Annotated in this window: 11 protein-coding genes; 9 read left to right on the top strand and 2 right to left on the bottom strand. The window is 50.0% G+C overall.

The window, feature by feature from the left end; all coding sequences use genetic code 11:
- The first annotated feature begins 24 nt into the window (after positions 1-24).
- From EL633_RS10095 to EL633_RS10080, 4 genes are all read left to right on the top strand, one after another.
- Positions 25-1176, top strand: a complete 1152-nt coding sequence (locus EL633_RS10095) for an ATP-binding protein (RefSeq protein WP_126627060.1) — start codon at positions 25-27, stop codon at positions 1174-1176.
- A 285-nt stretch (positions 1177-1461) separates the two neighbouring features.
- On the top strand, positions 1462-1851 hold the full coding sequence (locus tag EL633_RS10090) for a response regulator (RefSeq protein ID WP_126627059.1): 390 nt from the start codon (positions 1462-1464) through the stop codon (positions 1849-1851).
- A gap of 20 nt (positions 1852-1871) precedes the next feature.
- Entirely contained in the window at positions 1872-2453 is a 582-nt protein-coding gene (locus tag EL633_RS10085; RefSeq protein ID WP_126627058.1) for a chemotaxis protein CheW, read from the top strand.
- Entirely contained in the window at positions 2446-4881 is a 2436-nt protein-coding gene (locus tag EL633_RS10080; protein ID WP_126627057.1) for an ATP-binding response regulator, read from the top strand. Before EL633_RS10085 ends, EL633_RS10080 begins: the two co-directional genes overlap by 8 nt.
- Positions 4882-4962: 81 nt before the next feature.
- Here EL633_RS10080 and ftsH read toward each other — a convergent pair whose 3' ends face one another.
- Both ftsH and EL633_RS10070 read right to left on the bottom strand, forming a co-directional pair.
- Complete coding sequence (gene ftsH, locus EL633_RS10075) at positions 4963-7014, bottom strand: ATP-dependent zinc metalloprotease FtsH (protein WP_246039113.1); 2052 nt, start codon at positions 7012-7014, stop codon at positions 4963-4965.
- A gap of 694 nt (positions 7015-7708) precedes the next feature.
- Complete coding sequence (locus EL633_RS10070) at positions 7709-8422, bottom strand: zinc ribbon domain-containing protein (protein WP_126627056.1); 714 nt, start codon at positions 8420-8422, stop codon at positions 7709-7711.
- A 465-nt stretch (positions 8423-8887) separates the two neighbouring features.
- On the opposite strand from EL633_RS10070, the gene EL633_RS10065 reads away from it, so the two are divergent.
- The 5 genes from EL633_RS10065 to purM all read left to right on the top strand — a co-directional run bounded on the left by EL633_RS10065 (position 8888) and on the right by purM (position 17104).
- Positions 8888-9256: a cupin domain-containing protein gene (locus EL633_RS10065; protein ID WP_126627055.1), complete on the top strand. Its 369-nt coding sequence runs from the start codon at positions 8888-8890 to the stop codon at positions 9254-9256.
- A 306-nt stretch (positions 9257-9562) separates the two neighbouring features.
- Positions 9563-11209, top strand: coding sequence for a glutamine-hydrolyzing GMP synthase (gene guaA / locus EL633_RS10060; protein ID WP_126627054.1), 1647 nt, complete (start codon positions 9563-9565; stop codon positions 11207-11209).
- A gap of 21 nt (positions 11210-11230) precedes the next feature.
- A complete protein-coding gene (locus EL633_RS10055) occupies positions 11231-12061 on the top strand; it encodes an NUDIX hydrolase (RefSeq protein WP_126627053.1) in 831 nt (276 codons plus the stop codon).
- Positions 12062-12299: 238 nt separating this feature from the next.
- A complete protein-coding gene (gene purL, locus EL633_RS10050; RefSeq protein ID WP_126627052.1) occupies positions 12300-15251 on the top strand; it encodes a phosphoribosylformylglycinamidine synthase subunit PurL in 2952 nt (983 codons plus the stop codon).
- A complete protein-coding gene (gene purM, locus EL633_RS37260) occupies positions 15251-17104 on the top strand; it encodes a phosphoribosylformylglycinamidine cyclo-ligase (RefSeq protein WP_126627051.1) in 1854 nt (617 codons plus the stop codon). The genes purL and purM overlap by 1 nt, the downstream gene beginning before the upstream one ends.
- The last annotated feature ends 1 nt before the right edge of the window (position 17105 follow it).

Genomic DNA, 17105 nt, shown 5'->3' with positions numbered 1-17105 from the left:
AGATCATCAGGAGGCTGATAGACCTTGAGCTCAGATATCACCATGATTGACTTTAACGAGCTATTTAAAAGTTTAATGGAAGCGACACCCCTGCCAGCATTTGTCATCGATCGCACGGGTACCATCTTACATTGTAATCAACGCGGCCTGCAGCTCTATGAGCCCACTCAATGGGTTCCCAACATGCGACTAGGGCAGCTGATTCGCAATCCAGCTATTATGAGCCTGGTCCAGAGCAGCATCAACACCAATAGCCAGCAAAAAGGCCAGTATGAGCAGGGCAATTCGGATATCGCCTGGAAAGTCACCGTCTCACCTCTCACCCATCATACGCAAGCTCCAACCAACGAATTCCAGTACTTTGCAGTCATCATTGAGGATATGACCGAGGCCCGCCATATTGAACGCATTCAACGTGACTTTATCGCCAACATTTCACATGAACTGCGTACGCCGCTGACCTCCGTGCGGCTACTCGCGGAAACCCTGGAAGATACCATCGACACCCATCCAGATAAAGCCCAGGAGTTCGTCGAAAAAATCGAGAATGAGGTTCAGTATCTCAGTGAACTCGTCGCCGAACTACTAGAGCTCTCCCGCATCGAATCAGGACAGACCCTGATGACCATCGAACCCATTGGAGCGGAACGCCTGGTACGCGAAGTCATGGCCCGCATGCTTCCCCTGGCCCAGCGCCATCGTGTGCTGCTGGTCACAGATGTTCGTAATGGCGAAACGCTGGTCGCCGCTGATAGTAAACAGATCACCCGCGTACTCGTTAATCTGGTACATAACGCCATCAAATTTACACCCTCAGGTGGACAGATCGTTATCGGCACCATCCTGCAACCAGATCAACGCGCCCAGCGCTTCTTCGTCAAAGATACTGGCGTAGGCATCCGCGCCGAAGAGCTCTCTCGTATTTTCGAACGCTTCTATAAAACCGACCGCGCCAGAGCCAAAGCTGGCTTTATTGGTCCTGGTGGTGGCGGCACTGGCCTGGGATTAGCCATAGCCCGCCATGTGGTCGAGACCCATAGCGGGCGCATTACGGCTCAAAGTACGGTTGGAGAAGGCAGCACCTTTACCTTTACCTTACCCGTTGCCATCCGTAGCCAGCAGCACGATTATGATCCTACAGATGCACCCCAGGACCCTTATATACCATCCAATTAAAGAACAAAACATGCATTTGTTTCAATGCATGGATAAAAATCTTAAGACAATCTTTACGGCATATTGTTGCAAGTTATCTCAACTGTATGGTAACATGGCCTGACATAAAGCAGTCGCCTGAAAAAATATTCACGGCACGCTAATAGAGGATAGAGCCACAAGTTAGCTACAGCAGCAAAAGAATGTCATGGGTAACAGTAGACCATGATAGTATTTGCTCTTGTGTATTGACATAATGTCAGGTACAATGGGATGGTAGTGGGACGAGAGAGAGAGGACATAGGTATGAGCAAACTCGTAATGGTTATCGATGACTCTGCGACAGTCCGCAAGATTGTAGAAACCTGCCTGAAACGCGAAGGTTTTGAGGTCAAGAGTTTTCCTGATGGCGTTGAAGCCATGCGCTGGCTAACCGAGCCGCAGGCGCGTATTCCTGATCTGGTCATTCTTGATATTGGGCTCCCTAAAATGGATGGGTATGAGGTCGCCAGACGCTTAAAAACCAAGCCCCAATTCAGTAATACCGTGATCGTAATGCTCTCACGCCGTGATGGTATGATTGACAAACTTAAAGGTCGCCTGGCTGGAGCCAAAGATTATTTAACCAAACCATTTAAAACCCAGGATATCATCGCAGTCATCGAGTCACATCTGGGTGCACCCACACCAAATTAGACAAAGAATATATAAACACTATGAGTCAACATCCGGTTCTGCCAACAACCGTATTGAGTCATTCCCATGCCGATTACCTTGAGCGGCTAAGCGATCAAGAATTCTGGCAACACGCTGTACAACTGGCAAAGACACCCCTTGAACCTACAATTAAAACAAAAGAATATTTAGAGTGTGAGTTGAATAATGGCTCAGCTATGATTCAACTTGACGTTTTACGTGAGGTCTTACCAAGCACACGCGCCTTTGCCCAATTACCACAATCCCCACCATGGATGCTTGGCGTTACGGCCTGGCGCGGCGAGATGATTGCAGTCATCGATCTGGCCGCATATCTAACCCAACAACAAGTGTACATTCATGAGAACCGCATTTTATTTATTGTGCAGACAGCTGATATCACACTTGGGCTGGCCGTAACCATCAAAGATACCCGCACCACTATTCCTATCGAATTCATCCAATCCATGAGTCCAGTTCATGACGAAGAATGCGCGACACCAGAAGGCACCATTCAAGGTACATATGCAGGAGTGCCTATTTTGAATATTCCTATGATAGTAACCAATGTAGTACAGCAACTTTCAAGATGCCATGAATGAGATAAATCCCCCCTTTGATGAGAATGAACTAACAAATGAAGATCAGGCCATCCTAAATGCCTTCGACGCGATAGATAGCTGGCCCGCTTACAATGGCGCTGCTAGCACATCTGCCGATGAAAACAGCAATCAAGATCAGACGCAAGCAGATGATGAGTTAGACGAAGATGCTGAAATGTTGATGGTGTTCCTTGAGGAAGCGGGCGAAGATATCAACAAGATGCAAGTGGCGCTGAGACAGATGGCACAGGCCAGCGCACTTTCCCCTGTACGCTTTACCGTCTTTCAGCGCGCAGGCCATAAGCTTCGTGGGACTGCTGGCGCGGTTGGCTATATCATGATCTCAATCATCGCAGAGCATATTGAGACGATCGCGGAGCAGGTGCTACAACAAATCATAGAACCTACCATTGGACAACAGGCACTTACCCAGGCAGTGGCAGCCCTCGAACATTGCCATAGCTATCTGCTAGAAGAGGGACAAGAACCGGACGATCCCAACTTGTTGACAGCGCTGGAGTCAACCTATCATCAACTGGGCATTAACATGGCGGCAGATATCACTTCGGACACAGCCAATCAGAGCAGGTTTACCATTCCTCTTGAAGATCCTACAGTCGATCAAAGTGAGGCCATCAATGCCTCAACAGATACAGACACCTCCCATCACGAATCCAGTGCGGCCAATAGATCAGCCCCTTTGCTGATGCGCATTGAAACGCATCGATTCGAGAGTTTGCGCAATCATAGCGAACAATTGATTGAACTACATGCTACATTGGAAAGCGCCCAGCGAGAGGTCAAAACGGCGCTACAGGCTCAGCAGGCAGCCCAGAGCCGTCTCCATCAACTGGAACAATCGTTATCGACTGCGCTACTCACCAGACAAACAAGACAGTTGGGGCAGGATCATACGTCTTCATCGTTGATTGCCCGCATTCTTAACAACGCCCAGCAAGATACATCCCACTTCCACAAACACCGCAAGCGCCCCCAACTACACTTACAACCAGACGAGAATGGTTGGGATGAGTTGGATCTTGAGCAGTATTCTGAGCAAGATTTACTGCTCCATTCTTTACGAGAGGCTATCAGCCAGATGGCTATCTGTGCCGCACGGGTTAATGCCGCATATACGGCCCTGCAACTTGTACAGCAAGAATATATGGCACGCGTTAGCGTTGTACGTAGCGATACTCAGATGTTACGTCTCGCACCCCTGAGTACACTGATCCCAACATTACAAAAGGTCATTAGCAGCAGTGCCCTGGCACAACAATACAAACTAGAATTTTCCGCCACAGGCGATGCCCTCGAAATTGATCAGGAAATTCTAGCCGCTCTGGCAACTCCATTACAACAAATGCTATCCATGTGTATCTCAGACACCTCGGTAATCCAGGCTGAACAGGAAGAGGTATATCATATCTGGTTCCGTGCGCATAGTTATGGCAATGATGTTACCATTGAGATCGGCTTCTCTATGCCTGTATTAGGCGGCACACTGGAGATACTACAAAAACCCTTGCAAGCCCTCAATGGAAACATTACCTTCCAGCGTAATAGCTTAGGAGGGGTTAGCTTTCATCTCTCTATCCCGCGTTCACAAGGAACAGTTTTATGCTTGCTGATACGCAATGAAGAACAACAATTCATAGTACCAATTACCCAGTTACAACGTGTCAGTTCTCTCTCACAGGAACATTTAGATTACATATACCGCCTCAAAGACTTGTTAGGCTTCCCCAACCTCTCTACCACGGAAACAACAAACCAGGCAATCCAACCAGTTCTGATACTACAATCGGGCACACATAAAACTACTGGCATTCTGGTGGATGAAATTCTATCTGAACGTGAGCTCATGCTGAAGAACCTGCCCGCCTATTTACAGCGACCAGGTATTATAGAAGGCGGGATTGATGGACATGGCAATGTACTTTTAATGCTTGACCTTTATGAGCTTATCAGGAACTATAAACAACAAACAGTCATCCCCAATCCTTCTACCGATGAGGACATAGCCAGGCAGCAGCGGCTGAACAATTATGCACCCAAAATTCTGGTTGCGGATGACTCGGCTTATCTACGGCAAGCGGTATTGCAGACCTTGCAGAGAGATCGATATGAAGTTATCGAAGCCAGGGACGGTATGGAGGCTATCGAGCAGCTATTAGAGAACACGCCGGACATTTTTCTGCTGGATATTGAGATGCCCAATCTCAATGGTTACGATGTGCTGAATATGATCCGCGAGTATCCAGAATTAGCGCATGTCAAAACAGTTATGTTAACGTCTCGTACTTCGGATAAACATCGACAGCGCGCACGTGAGCTAGGTGCGCAGGCCTATCTGGTCAAACCATGCGCCCAGGACACCCTACTCACAACGATTCAAGATCTGCTTAAAGCAGAGGTCCGTAAGTAATAGAAGTTCGGCCAAACTTTTTTTCAACAATAAAAATCGACCTGCTCTCATGAGAGCAGGTCGATTTTTATTGGAGCCTGATTAGCGGTAAGAGGCGGGGGCAGCCTCGATAGCGCCTGTCTCAATCATAATTTCACGCAATTGTTTAGCATCAATGACTTCGTTGGTACGCAATGCTTGCGCAATACGATCCAGCGTCGCCTTGTGATCGGTCAGCAATTTGACAGCCTGTTCATAGGCATGCTTCACAATACGATTTACCTCTTCATCAATCAAGGTAGCAGTCTTTTCGCTATACTCACGCGAATTACTGGCCAATGAGGTACCCGCAAAAGGATCTTCACGCTCACTGAACGAGATTGTTCCCATGCGTTCACTCATACCCCACTTGGTAACCATCTGGCGAGCAATGGCTGTTACGCGTTGCAGATCATTTTCAGCGCCAGTTGTGATATGTCCGATCGCCACCTGTTCAGCGGCGCGACCACCAAGGGCCGTAATCAGCTGCGCCTCCAGATATTCCTGACCGTAGTTATAACGATCATCCAGCGGCGTATACTGGGTCACACCAAGGGCCTGACCACGTGGAACGATCGTAACTTTCGTCACAGGATCCACATACTCTGTCAGCAAGCCAGTCAGAGCATGACCACCTTCGTGGTAAGCGATGACATTCAGATCTTCATCGCTCAAGATCAACGGACGCTCAGCACCGATCTGAATCTTGTCCAGAGACTCAAGGAAACAGCTCTGGGTAACATAATCCAGGTTGCGCCGTGCAGCCAGCAGGGCCGCTTCATTGACCAGGTTTGCCAGGTCGGCACCAACCATACCAGGGGTCGAACGAGCAATCGCTACCAGGTCGACATCTTTACCCAGAGGCACGGTACGTGTATGAATCTTCAGGATCGAGAGACGACCATTCCAATCGGGTCGATCTACCGTCACACGACGATCAAAACGTCCAGGTCGCAACAGAGCTTTATCCAGTCCATCAGGACGGTTGGTAGCGGCAAGCACGACCACAGCCTGACGAGCATCAAAGCCATCCATCTCAACCAGCAACTGGTTCAGCGTCTGTTCACGCTCATCATTGCTATTAATACTTGATCCACGCTGACGACCAACGGCATCAATTTCATCAATAAAGATGATACTGGGAGAAGCCTTTTTCGCCTGATCAAACAGATCGCGTACACGACTGGCACCAACACCAACCAGTACTTCGACAAATTCAGAACCACTCATCGAGAAGAATGGGACACCCGCCTCACCGGCTACCGCACGAGCAAGCAGCGTCTTACCTGTTCCAGGAGGGCCCACCAGCAAGACACCACGAGGAATCAAGCCACCCAGGCGCTGGAACTTCTGAGGGGTTTTCAAGTACTCAACAACTTCAACCAGATCACTCTTGGCCTCATCAACACCAGCCACATCGCCAAATGTGGTCGAAGGACGATCCTCAAGAATTAATTTGGCACGACTCTTACCAAAGCTAAAGATATTTTGTTGGCTCTGCGTGGCTCGACGCATAATCACAAAGAAAATGCCAATGACCAGCAACCATGGTAAGAAATTAAGTAAAATGTACAGCAGATTATTGTCAGGAACAGGCTTGGCCTGATAGACAACATTATACTGTTGTAACAACTTAGTTAACGTTGGATCACCATCGGGCAACGTCAGAAAATGGAACTTATTCCCTGTTTTCTGATTGACCGTAATAGCATTTTTAAAGGTACCGGTTGCATCCTGACCCTGGAACGTAACCGACTCCACATTGCCATTTCTAATCTGCTGATAAAATGTGCTATATGGTACTTCAATTGCATCGGAACCGGCAGTATTGCCACCCTGAGTAAATAGCTGATAAAGGTAAAAGCCTACAATCAGCACCACGGCAAAAACGATGATGCGGAAGAGCATGGACGAACCATTCCCACCTTCACGCGGACCACCTGGATTATTACCATTTCCACCATTGTCGGGTCGCCTGGGGCCCCGAGAACCCTGATCATTAGGGTTCTGATACATATTATATGTAGCCTGAGCATCCATCGGTTCAGACCTGCTTTCTGCATCTTTAGAACCACTCTGGGAGAGTGATCCTAATAGAGTCCGGGTATTGAACACGTTATAATTGTCTCCATATTACACGCATAACGATCTTTCGTCTACTACTATTGACCAGATCTGGCGGTTACTATCGCCTTTAAATAAAGCAGTATAGCATATCCGTCATACGCAATAGGAGAACGAAATTTTGAGAGATACGCAATAAATACGTTTCAAAATACTAGCAGGTTACACGGCCAGCCCAACGATTTTTTTACCACCATCCCCCCGCTCATCGCCAGCAACGTCACTCCTACAACACGACAAATCCATCAATATCGCATTACCACACCAATATTGTATTGCATCATCACAACAATATTACATTACTACACCAATATCGCATTGATCCACCAATACCGCATCACCACGTCAATATCGCATTATCCCACCAACATTGTATTGCAATATCACCCTATTATTATGTTGTGACAAATACTGCGCTAGCGCAGTATTTGTCACAACATAATAATAGGGTGAGCACTTTAGTGCTCGCGTGCGCCAGGTGCAATGATCCCGCATAACCTAAACTTCAGACACCCTCAAAAAACATACGCTATAGAATTCGACGCAAATAAAGAAGACTTCGTATACATTCACAAATACAAAATATATATCCATGACCGACCAGGATAATCATAATAAAGAATACCCAGCCAGACATGGACAGAAGCAACCATAAAAACATAAAAAAACGCCAGCCACAAATGCGCTAGCGTTCATAATAGAGGATACGTCCACAATTAGTGCACGTCTGCAACTCAGGACTAATACGCACCTGCTGTAACTCACTGGGCGTCAAAATCACACGGCACCACTGACATGAATTCTGATCCACTTTAGAGACCGCGCGCCCCTGCTTGGTACGCCGCATCGTCTCATAACGCTTTAATAAGTTTTCCCCAAGTGTAACAGCAATACCCTGCCGCTTCGTATTCAACTCTTGCCAACGCGCATCCACCTGCTCACGGCGGAGCTGCAAAGCTTGAACCTCCTGGTTCCAATGCTCCTCAGCCTCCTGCAAAGCTACAGCCTTACGCTGAGCCACCTCAGTCGCAGCCTCGGTCGAATCCATAGCCTCCAGTAAGCGCTCCTCCTGACGACTCTGCTGGGCGCGCACAGTTTGAATTTCCTGTTGTAAAGCCTGAAGTTCTTTACCATTTTGAATCAAACCACCATACAAACGTCGCTCCTGATTAGCCAGGCGCTGCTTTACTTCTTCAAGCGACCACTCGGCATCTTGTTGGGCCTGTTGATTAGAAAGCATATGTTGTCGTGCAGTGTCATACTCCGCGCGTGCCTTACGGAGCGTGGCACTACCCTGCAAGGAGGTAGATAATGATTGTTTTTCAGCCACAACGCGATCCAGTTCCAGATCAACAAGTTGCAACTGATACAGTACCGCTGTCACCTGTGTCGTGCTCATAGGTAATGAGGTCCTCCTTATCAAAGCATCCAATAGCCAAGGGAATATTCTTTCCATTGTACTGTTTTCCTGAGCCAACTTCAATAGTTAACGTGTACACAAGCAATATTTTATTAACATACTTTTTGCGATTATTTCACATAATGTTCATAGAGCTTCGCTATACTAAATTCAAATTTCAACTCATCGTAACAGATCGAAGAGGAGACAGCACGTACGGCAGAGATTGTCCTTACTACATTTCGGTCAGGCATTGGTCGGAGGATAATGCAACGTAACGGCAGGGCTTGCCCCTGCTCCAGCTCACGTCCGACCAGACACAAGCAGTACACAGCACACGCATGGCGATGTTCGCCATCACACAATTACATGTTTGAAGGACGTTACGTACGTGAACTGGAGCAGGGGCAAGCCCTGCCGCTACTGAGAGATCTGATCTTAAGCATAAAGAACAAGGAGTCTGGAATGCAGATAATTCGCTGGCACGGTCAAGCCCCACCCCAGGAACGAGAACTCTGTAGAAAAATGCAATCTCAGGGTTTACAGCCATACTCATGGTCCAATGCTCCTGGTGATACCTATTCTCCGCATACGCATAGTTATGAAAAAGTATTATATTGTGTGCGCGGCTCAATTCGCTTTATTCTACCAGACCAGTTGGATGAAGCGGGTCTGGCACTCTATGTTGATCTGGAGCCTGGGGACTGCATGTTACTTCCAGCAGGCGTCCGTCATAGTGCTCAAGTCAGTAGCATGGGAGTCACCTGTCTGGAAGCGGCCAGACAAGCAAATAAGATTGTGGCTCAACCTGCTCAACCGAGCGTGTCAGCATAGTCTAATCACAGGTGGGCGGCCTTCACAATAATTTCTCGGCTGGCGAGTAATGATGCAGAGATCACTGTGTGATATACTCTAAAATCAATATCGCACGCAATAACCTGAAGCAATGAGGATCTGTGGGCAGTGGACGTATGGTAACACCCATTTATGCATCATCAAACATCCAAGGAGTGTTAGAACACGTACCACTTTATACCCACGGGTTCCCATTGCCTGGAATAAGTCGGGGCGTCCATCCCTAAGAGGCCGCCTCCAGGGCACTGCTTTCTTTGATGTGTTCTGTTTTTAGGAAGGGAACCCATGCACACACCAGAGCGCCGCGAGGCCATCATCGTTCTCGACTACGGCTCCCAATATAGCCGTCTGATTACACGCCGCATTCGCGAATGCCATGTTTATAGCGAACTTGTCCCCGCCACCACCACGCTAGCCGAACTACAGAAGAATGAACATCTCGATATCAAAGGCTTTATCTTTTCCGGTGGACCATCCAGTGTCTATGATGCCGATGCGCCTTCATGTGATCCAGCCATCCTTGATAGTGGGCTACCTATCTTAGGTATCTGCTATGGTATGCAGCTATTAGCCACAAGCCTGGGTGGACACGTTGCCCTCTCGCATGGACTACGCGAATATGGTCCAGCCACCATCGAAGTTCTACCGGACGCCAGTAAAGATCCTGCCAGTTTCCGTATTTTTGAGGGTATCTCAGCTTCACCACAACAAACAGAGAATCTAGAGACACCTGAGAACCATACTCTACGTCTGCCTGTCTGGATGAGCCATGGCGATAGCGTAGATCAGCTCCCCAAAGGATTCCGTGTGCTGGCCAGCACTGAAAGTAATCCCGTGGCTGCGATTGGTAGTCCAAAGGGCTACATCGGACTCCAATTCCATCCTGAAGTGACACATACGCCACAGGGCAAAGAGATTATTCGTAACTTCCTGTTCCGCATCTGCGGCTGCGAGCCAAGCTGGACGCCCGGCCACGTTATTGATGAGGCGGTCGATTTAATTCGCCAGCGGGTTGGTCAAGAACGCGTTATCTGCGGCCTCTCCGGCGGAGTCGACTCTGCGGTAGCGGCACTATTAATCCATAAAGCAATTGGAGATCAACTAACCTGCATTTTTGTCGACACAGGACTCCTCCGAGCGGGCGAGCGTGAGCAGGTGGTGGATACCTTTGGCAATCATATGCATATTCCACTGGTAGTGGTAGATGCCCGCAAACGCTTCCTGGATCGGCTGGCTAATGTGGTTGATCCTGAGCAGAAACGCAAGATCATCGGCGAAGAGTTTATTCGCGTCTTCGAGGATGAATCAGTGCGCCTGTCCGAAGAGCATGGTGATATAGCCTTCCTGGCCCAGGGCACTCTCTATCCAGATGTCATTGAGAGCACCAGCCATGATACCGCGGCAACGGCCAAGAGCATTAAATCCCACCATAATGTGGGCGGACTACCCAAGGAAATGAAACTGAAACTGGTAGAGCCGTTACGAATGCTCTTTAAAGACGAAGTGCGCGAGATTGGAGCCACCCTGGGACTTCCAGAGGACTGGGTCTGGCGACATCCATTCCCAGGACCCGGCCTGGCAATTCGCATTATCGGTGCGATTGATGAGCAACGGCTAGAGGTGCTGCGTGCCGCCGATAAAATTGTGATTGAGGAGATCCAGAAGGCTGGTATCTATCGCCAGTTGGGACAGGCCTTTGCGGTCCTGACACCGATTCAAAGCGTTGGTGTGATGGGTGATTATCGCACCTATGCAAATCTGGTGGCTATTCGCGCGGTTACCAGTGGCGACTTCATGACTGCCGACTGGGCCAGACTCTCGCCCGAGTTGCTTGGTCGTATCTCTAATCGTCTGGTTAATGAGATCGCTGAAATTAATCGCGTGGTCTACGATATTACCTCCAAGCCTCCCGCAACCATCGAATGGGAATAAGCAAAAAATTCAGGGAAGTATATGTTTGAATTTGAGATCCTTGCCCGTGGCGTCTATCGGCCAGAGGACTTACAGATCACATATCAATCCAGCCAGCGCCTGTTGTTTCACGTGGAACAACAGGCGTCGATGGATGAGCTCTGGCAGCAGAAACTCCAACAGGCCCAACAACAACAACGCTTACTTTTTGATGCACCCCTCTATCGTTTTATCGACGCACAATCAGGAGCAAGCAATACGCTGGCTTTGATGCTGGGAGATACCAGCTACAAAGAATATGTGCTCACCCGCGAAACCAGTTTTACGCAAGGCCGTAGCCGTGGCGAATTGGGAAATCCACTCTCCGTCTGCTCCGTCGTTGAGACCAGTGATGGCTTTATTTTGCTGGAGCAGCGCCAGGGAGTTGATGTCTATGTGGGCCGCTATCATGTCATCGGCGGCTTTTTTGAGCGCGGCCTGGACACCACAGAGCACCAACTGCCAGATCCATTCGCGGCCATGCAACGTGAGATCCTTGAAGAGACGGGCATTCAGGCCACTGACATCCGTGAACAGATCTGCCTGGGACTCGTCTATGACCTGGCAACGCCACATGCGGAGCTCTGCTTTCTAACGCGTCTGCACATTCCACTAACGATGGTCCTGCAAAGAAAACCCGAGGATCACGAGATAAAAAACCTCCAAACACTTCATGTGAGCGCGACCAGCCTGCAACAATTTCTGCTGGAAAAGCATGGCAATATCTCCGCTACAGGCGAACCAAATCTGCTTTTCTATGGTGCCCTAAAGTTCGGTGAATCCTGGCTTGAGACGGTTATCTCAGCAATAAGTAATTTGCCATCTGTTAAATAAAAATGCTACAATGAGCTTGTCCCCTTGGATCAGACCAGCACGGACATTCTATTTACTAGCAGTCACCTGATGTCAAATTATTGACATTGAGGCAGCCAGCCAGGATCAGAGGAACGTGACACTACACCAAATAGAAGTGCGAGCAGTCGCGGATCGTCATGACGTTCACGCGCATCAACTCGCTCACGAAATATTACTTTTACCAAAAAAAAACCTTCCATCCCTAGCGGATTTATCCGTGGACTCCACACAACCCAATATCCGTACAGCACAAATCTACCATATCACGGGCGACCTCAGTGCTGAAGAACTGGATCAATTAACGCAGCAACTCCTGGTTGATCCGGTGGTACAAGAGGCATTAGTTACAACAGAATTAGAGCAACAACAGGACACAGAGACAGGTCATATTGTCGATGTGTTTTTTCATTCTGGCGTCACTGATACGCTCGCTGAAAGCGTTATTGCCGGGGCGGAAATGATAGGGATCAAAGGTCTGGCACATGTCGAGACCGGTCGGCGCTATCTTTTAGATCATCATCTTAGTGAGGCCGATGCTCACAACATCGCCAGAGCGTTATTATTTAATCCTGTTATTCAACACTATACTTTATATCCCTATAAAGGGGTCCAGGCCACGCAGGCGGCACATACTTTACCTGAAGTCAGTGCTGCACAAGCGGACGGCCAGACAACCGATACTTCCAGCACAGACCACGCCAGGCAGGCGGCTCGTACCATCTTTATTTCAACTATGACGGACGAGCAGCTCCTTGAAGTCAGCCGTGCTGGCTTGCTCTCCCTGAATCTGGAAGAGATGCGTACAATCCAACAACACTATCGGGAGCAGCGACGTGAACCAACCGATGTCGAGCTAGAGACCCTGGCGCAGACGTGGTCGGAACATTGTTCGCATAAAACCTTCAAAGCGAACGTGAACTATCGGGAAATCGATAGCCATGGCAATACCATTGAAAGCGAGACTATTCAGGGTCTACTCAAGCGCTATATTGTTAGCGCCACCGACAAAGTCAAACAGGACTGGTTGGTGTCGGCTTTCAGTGATAATGCGGGTATTATTCGCCTGACCGAGACGCAGGATATTGCCTTTAAGGCCGAGACACATAATCATCCATCGGCAATCGAGCCTTTTGGTGGGGCCAATACCGGCGTAGGTGGTGTTATTCGTGACGTAGTGGGTGTCTCTGCACAACCAATTGCCTGTACCGATATTCTCTGCTTTGGGCCACTGGACACGCCTGCTGAAGAACTGCCCACGGGCATCCTGACCCCCAGACGCATAGCCACGGGAGTCGTCAACGGCATTCGTGATTATGGCAATAAGATGGGTATCCCCACCGTCAATGGCGCCATCCTTTACCATCCAGGTTATACCTACAATCCACTCGTCTTTTGCGGCTGTCTGGGTATCCTGCCGCACGGTAGCCATCCCCGCAATGTTCAACCCGGCGATTTAATCGTCTCCCTGGGTGGACGTACCGGTCGCGATGGAGTGCATGGTGCCACCTTCTCATCAGGCGAGATGAGCCTGGAGATCAATACCCAGGCTGGAACCGCGGTACAGATCGGCGCGCCAATCACCGAGAAAAAGGTCACCGATGTGATTATCCAGGCCCGTGATCGCAAGCTTTATAACGCGATCACAGACTGTGGAGCCGGCGGCTTTTCTTCCGCGATCGGTGAAATGGGAGCCGAGACCGGAGCCCGCGTCGAGTTGATGAAAGCGCCACTCAAATATCAAGGTCTGGCTCCCTGGGAAATCTGGCTCTCGGAAGCTCAGGAACGCATGATCCTGGCAGTGCCACCGGCCCACATTGATGAGCTACTGGCCATCTGCGAGATTGAAGAGGTTGAGGCCAGTATTCTAGGTACCTTTACCGACGATCATCGCCTTACCCTGACCTATGGTGGACAGGTGGTGGCCGATATGGATATGGAATTCCTGCACGATGGCCTGCCACGCAAGACACTGGAAGCCGTATGGATCAGGGACGAGACGAAGAAAGCCAGAGTTGCTGCCGCGACCAGCACAGTGCAGAGTGTCAAAAGTTCGCTGGCCCCCACACTCCTCGCACTCTTGCGTCATCCTTCCATCGCCTCTAAAGAAGATGTTGTGCGTCGCTACGACCATGAGGTCCAGGGAGGCACGGTACGCAAGCCAATGGTAGGCCGGGCAGGCAATGGACCGGGAGATGCAGCGGTCCTGCAACCGCTGATCGAAGAGGATCCTCATTCAAAAGCGGGTGTAGTGATTTCAAATGGCGTCAATCCGCTCTATGGCAAAATTGATACCTATCACATGGCCCTCAATGCCGTCGATGAGGCGCTACGCAACCTGACCGCCGTCGGTGGCGATGTAAACCGGACCGCTATTCTGGATAACTTCTGCTGGGGTAATCCCACGGATCCTGAGCAACTGGGCTTGCTGGTACGGGCCGTTAAAGGCTGTCATGACGCTGCCGTAGGCTTTGGCACGCCATTTATCTCTGGTAAAGATAGCCTGAACAACGAATATCGCGCCGATGGAAAACGCTTTCCGGTGATCCCAACCCTGGTGATCTCAGCGGTCAGCGTGATTGAGGATGTCACAGCAACCGTGGATATGGCCCTCAAGACACCCGGCAACCTGCTCTATCTGGTTGGCGCAACCAGCAACGAACTGGCCGGTTCACACTATGCGGAGGTCATCGATCCCGATTCCTTTGCCAACCTCTTCCCACAGACCAGCGTACCCCAGGTACGTGTGAGCCATGCATTACAGACCATGGACGTGTTGGGACAAGCCATTCGGCAGGGTCTGGTGCGCAGTTGCCATGATCTTTCAGAAGGTGGACTGGCCCTGGCGGCGGCTGAGATGTCCCTGGCCGGATTACGCGGTGCCACCTTGAATATCAACCGCTTCGGCATCAAAGATGCGGATATACTTACACCGGACGCGATTACGGTCGCCCGGCTCTTCAGTGAATCCGCCAGCCGTTTTCTGGTTGAAGTCACACCTGAGCAACTGGGAACATTTGAGAAACATATGCAAGCGAACGGAGTTGATGAACTTTATCGTATTGGTAGTGTCTCCAACAGCTCGCGTTTCATTATCCAGAATGGGGATGAGGAGTTGATGAACGTTGGTGTGGATGAACTGCAAGCATCCTGGAAGGGAGGACAGGCATAATGGGCGCATTACGTGCATTGGTTTTACGTGCGCCAGGCATTAACTGTGACCGCGAAACGGCACAGGCCTGTCGGTTGGTCGGCTTTGAGACCGAGTTGGTCCATATCAATCAACTTCTTAAAGCACCCGAAAAACTACTGGACTATCACTTTCTGGCGATTCCGGGCGGCTTCTCTTATGGAGATGATCTGGGTGCTGGTACCTTGCTGGCAAAGAAGTTAAAGCTTCACCTGGGTACACAGCTGGCGCGATTCGTGGCAGAGGGACGTCCTGTACTAGGCATCTGTAATGGCTTCCAGGTACTGGTGCGCCTGGGACTTCTTCCGGGTGAGCAACAGGATGCCTCGTTGAAGGCGACACTGACCGAGAACGAATCGGCCCAATTTGAATGTCGCTGGGTCACCATGACAGCCCGACAAAGTTCCTGTATCTTCACCCGAGGTCTGGAGCGCGCCGTCGAGATGCCTGTTGCACATGGTGAAGGACAATTTGTCTTCGAGGGCGATATCGCCAGCCTGCAAGCTAATGGTCAGATTCCCCTGGTCTATAGCCGCATAAACGGCGAGAACGGTGAGCCCGTCAGCTATCCTGACAATCCAAATGGATCGCTGGGTGCAATCGCTGGCGTCTGTAATATCCAGGGTAATGTCTTTGGCCTGATGCCTCATCCCGAGCGCTATGTTAATGCCTTACAGCATCCGCAGCGCCGTGGTTATGGTCAGGATCTGGGTGATGGGCTCCTGATTTTCCAGAACGCTTACGATTATGCTCAATCACTCCTGCAATCTAGCGCGACGAGCGAACAGCAAGTACGAGCAAGCTCGGCAGCCACGATCTCCTATGCGGATAGTGGAGTTGACATCGAGGCAGGCGAAAAAGCGGTGCGCTTGATGAAAGAGGCGGTCCGTGCTGCTCAAGGTCCGAATGTGCTGGCCGGCGTCGGAGCCTTTGCTGGCGTGTTCAGTGCTAGAGACTTGCGCAAGATGCATAAGCCCGCCCTGGTCGCCTCAACCGATGGCGTTGGCACCAAAACCTTGCTAGCCTCGCAGGCTGGTCGCTATAATACCATCGGCTATGATATTGTTAATCACTCCATCAACGATCTGTTAGCACAAGGCGCCAGACCACTATTCTTTATGGACTACCTGGCCGTTAACAAGCTTGATCCTATCCAGGCAGCAACCATTGTCCGGGGCGTGGCTAACGCCTGTCAGGAAGCCAATTGCGCTCTCCTGGGGGGTGAGACAGCTGAGATGCCCGATGTCTATGCTGAGGGTGCATTTGATCTGGCAGGCACGATTGTAGGAGTTGTTGAAGAGGAAGAGGCCCATAATGGTAGCACCATTGAAGAAGGAGACCTGATTCTAGGGCTCCCATCCAATGGCCTGCATACCAACGGTTACTCACTGGCCCGACGCATTTTCGCGAGCTATGCCTTGGAGACTGTCTTGCCTGAGCTTGGCGAGTCATTGGCGGATGCCTTGTTACGTCCACATCGTAGCTACTTACGCGAAATCAGCCTGCTCCGTGAGTATCTGGCCGATCGCAACCGTTATCTCAAGGGGATTGCCCATATCACGGGTGGTGGTTTCAAAGGCAATATCTCGCGTATCCTGCCGGCTGGAACTCAAGCCAACATTGATACCCAATCCTGGACCGTTCCTCCACTGTTCCAATTGATGGCGCGCCTGGGAAACATCGAAAATGAAGAGCTGTATCGCACCTTTAACATGGGAATTGGCATGGTAATTGTGCTGGCCCCTAAAGCGGCGTTAGAGGCTCGTAGTTGCTTACCCGAGTTGCGAACCATCGGCAATATCAGCAAGGGCACAGGTGTCCAGTTAACATGGTAGG

This window comes from Dictyobacter alpinus (assembly GCF_003967575.1).
GTDB lineage: Bacteria > Chloroflexota > Ktedonobacteria > Ktedonobacterales > Ktedonobacteraceae > Dictyobacter > Dictyobacter alpinus.
Note: the sequence above shows the minus strand (reverse complement) of the source record. Positions and strands in the feature narration are given on the sequence as shown.

Bases quoted from the DNA above. Each gene is read 5' to 3' on its own strand.
- EL633_RS10080 (WP_126627057.1), top strand. From the start codon at position 2,446: ATGAATGAGATAAATCCCCCCTTTGATGAGAATGAACTAACAAATGAA.
- EL633_RS10065 (WP_126627055.1), top strand. From the start codon at position 8,888: ATGCAGATAATTCGCTGGCACGGTCAAGCCCCACCCCAGGAACGAGAA.
- EL633_RS10090 (WP_126627059.1), top strand. From the start codon at position 1,462: ATGAGCAAACTCGTAATGGTTATCGATGACTCTGCGACAGTCCGCAAG.
- purM (WP_126627051.1), top strand. From the start codon at position 15,251: ATGGGCGCATTACGTGCATTGGTTTTACGTGCGCCAGGCATTAACTGT.
- EL633_RS10055 (WP_126627053.1), top strand. From the start codon at position 11,231: ATGTTTGAATTTGAGATCCTTGCCCGTGGCGTCTATCGGCCAGAGGAC.
- EL633_RS10070 (WP_126627056.1), bottom strand. From the start codon at position 8,422: ATGAGCACGACACAGGTGACAGCGGTACTGTATCAGTTGCAACTTGTT.
- EL633_RS10085 (WP_126627058.1), top strand. From the start codon at position 1,872: ATGAGTCAACATCCGGTTCTGCCAACAACCGTATTGAGTCATTCCCAT.
- guaA (WP_126627054.1), top strand. From the start codon at position 9,563: ATGCACACACCAGAGCGCCGCGAGGCCATCATCGTTCTCGACTACGGC.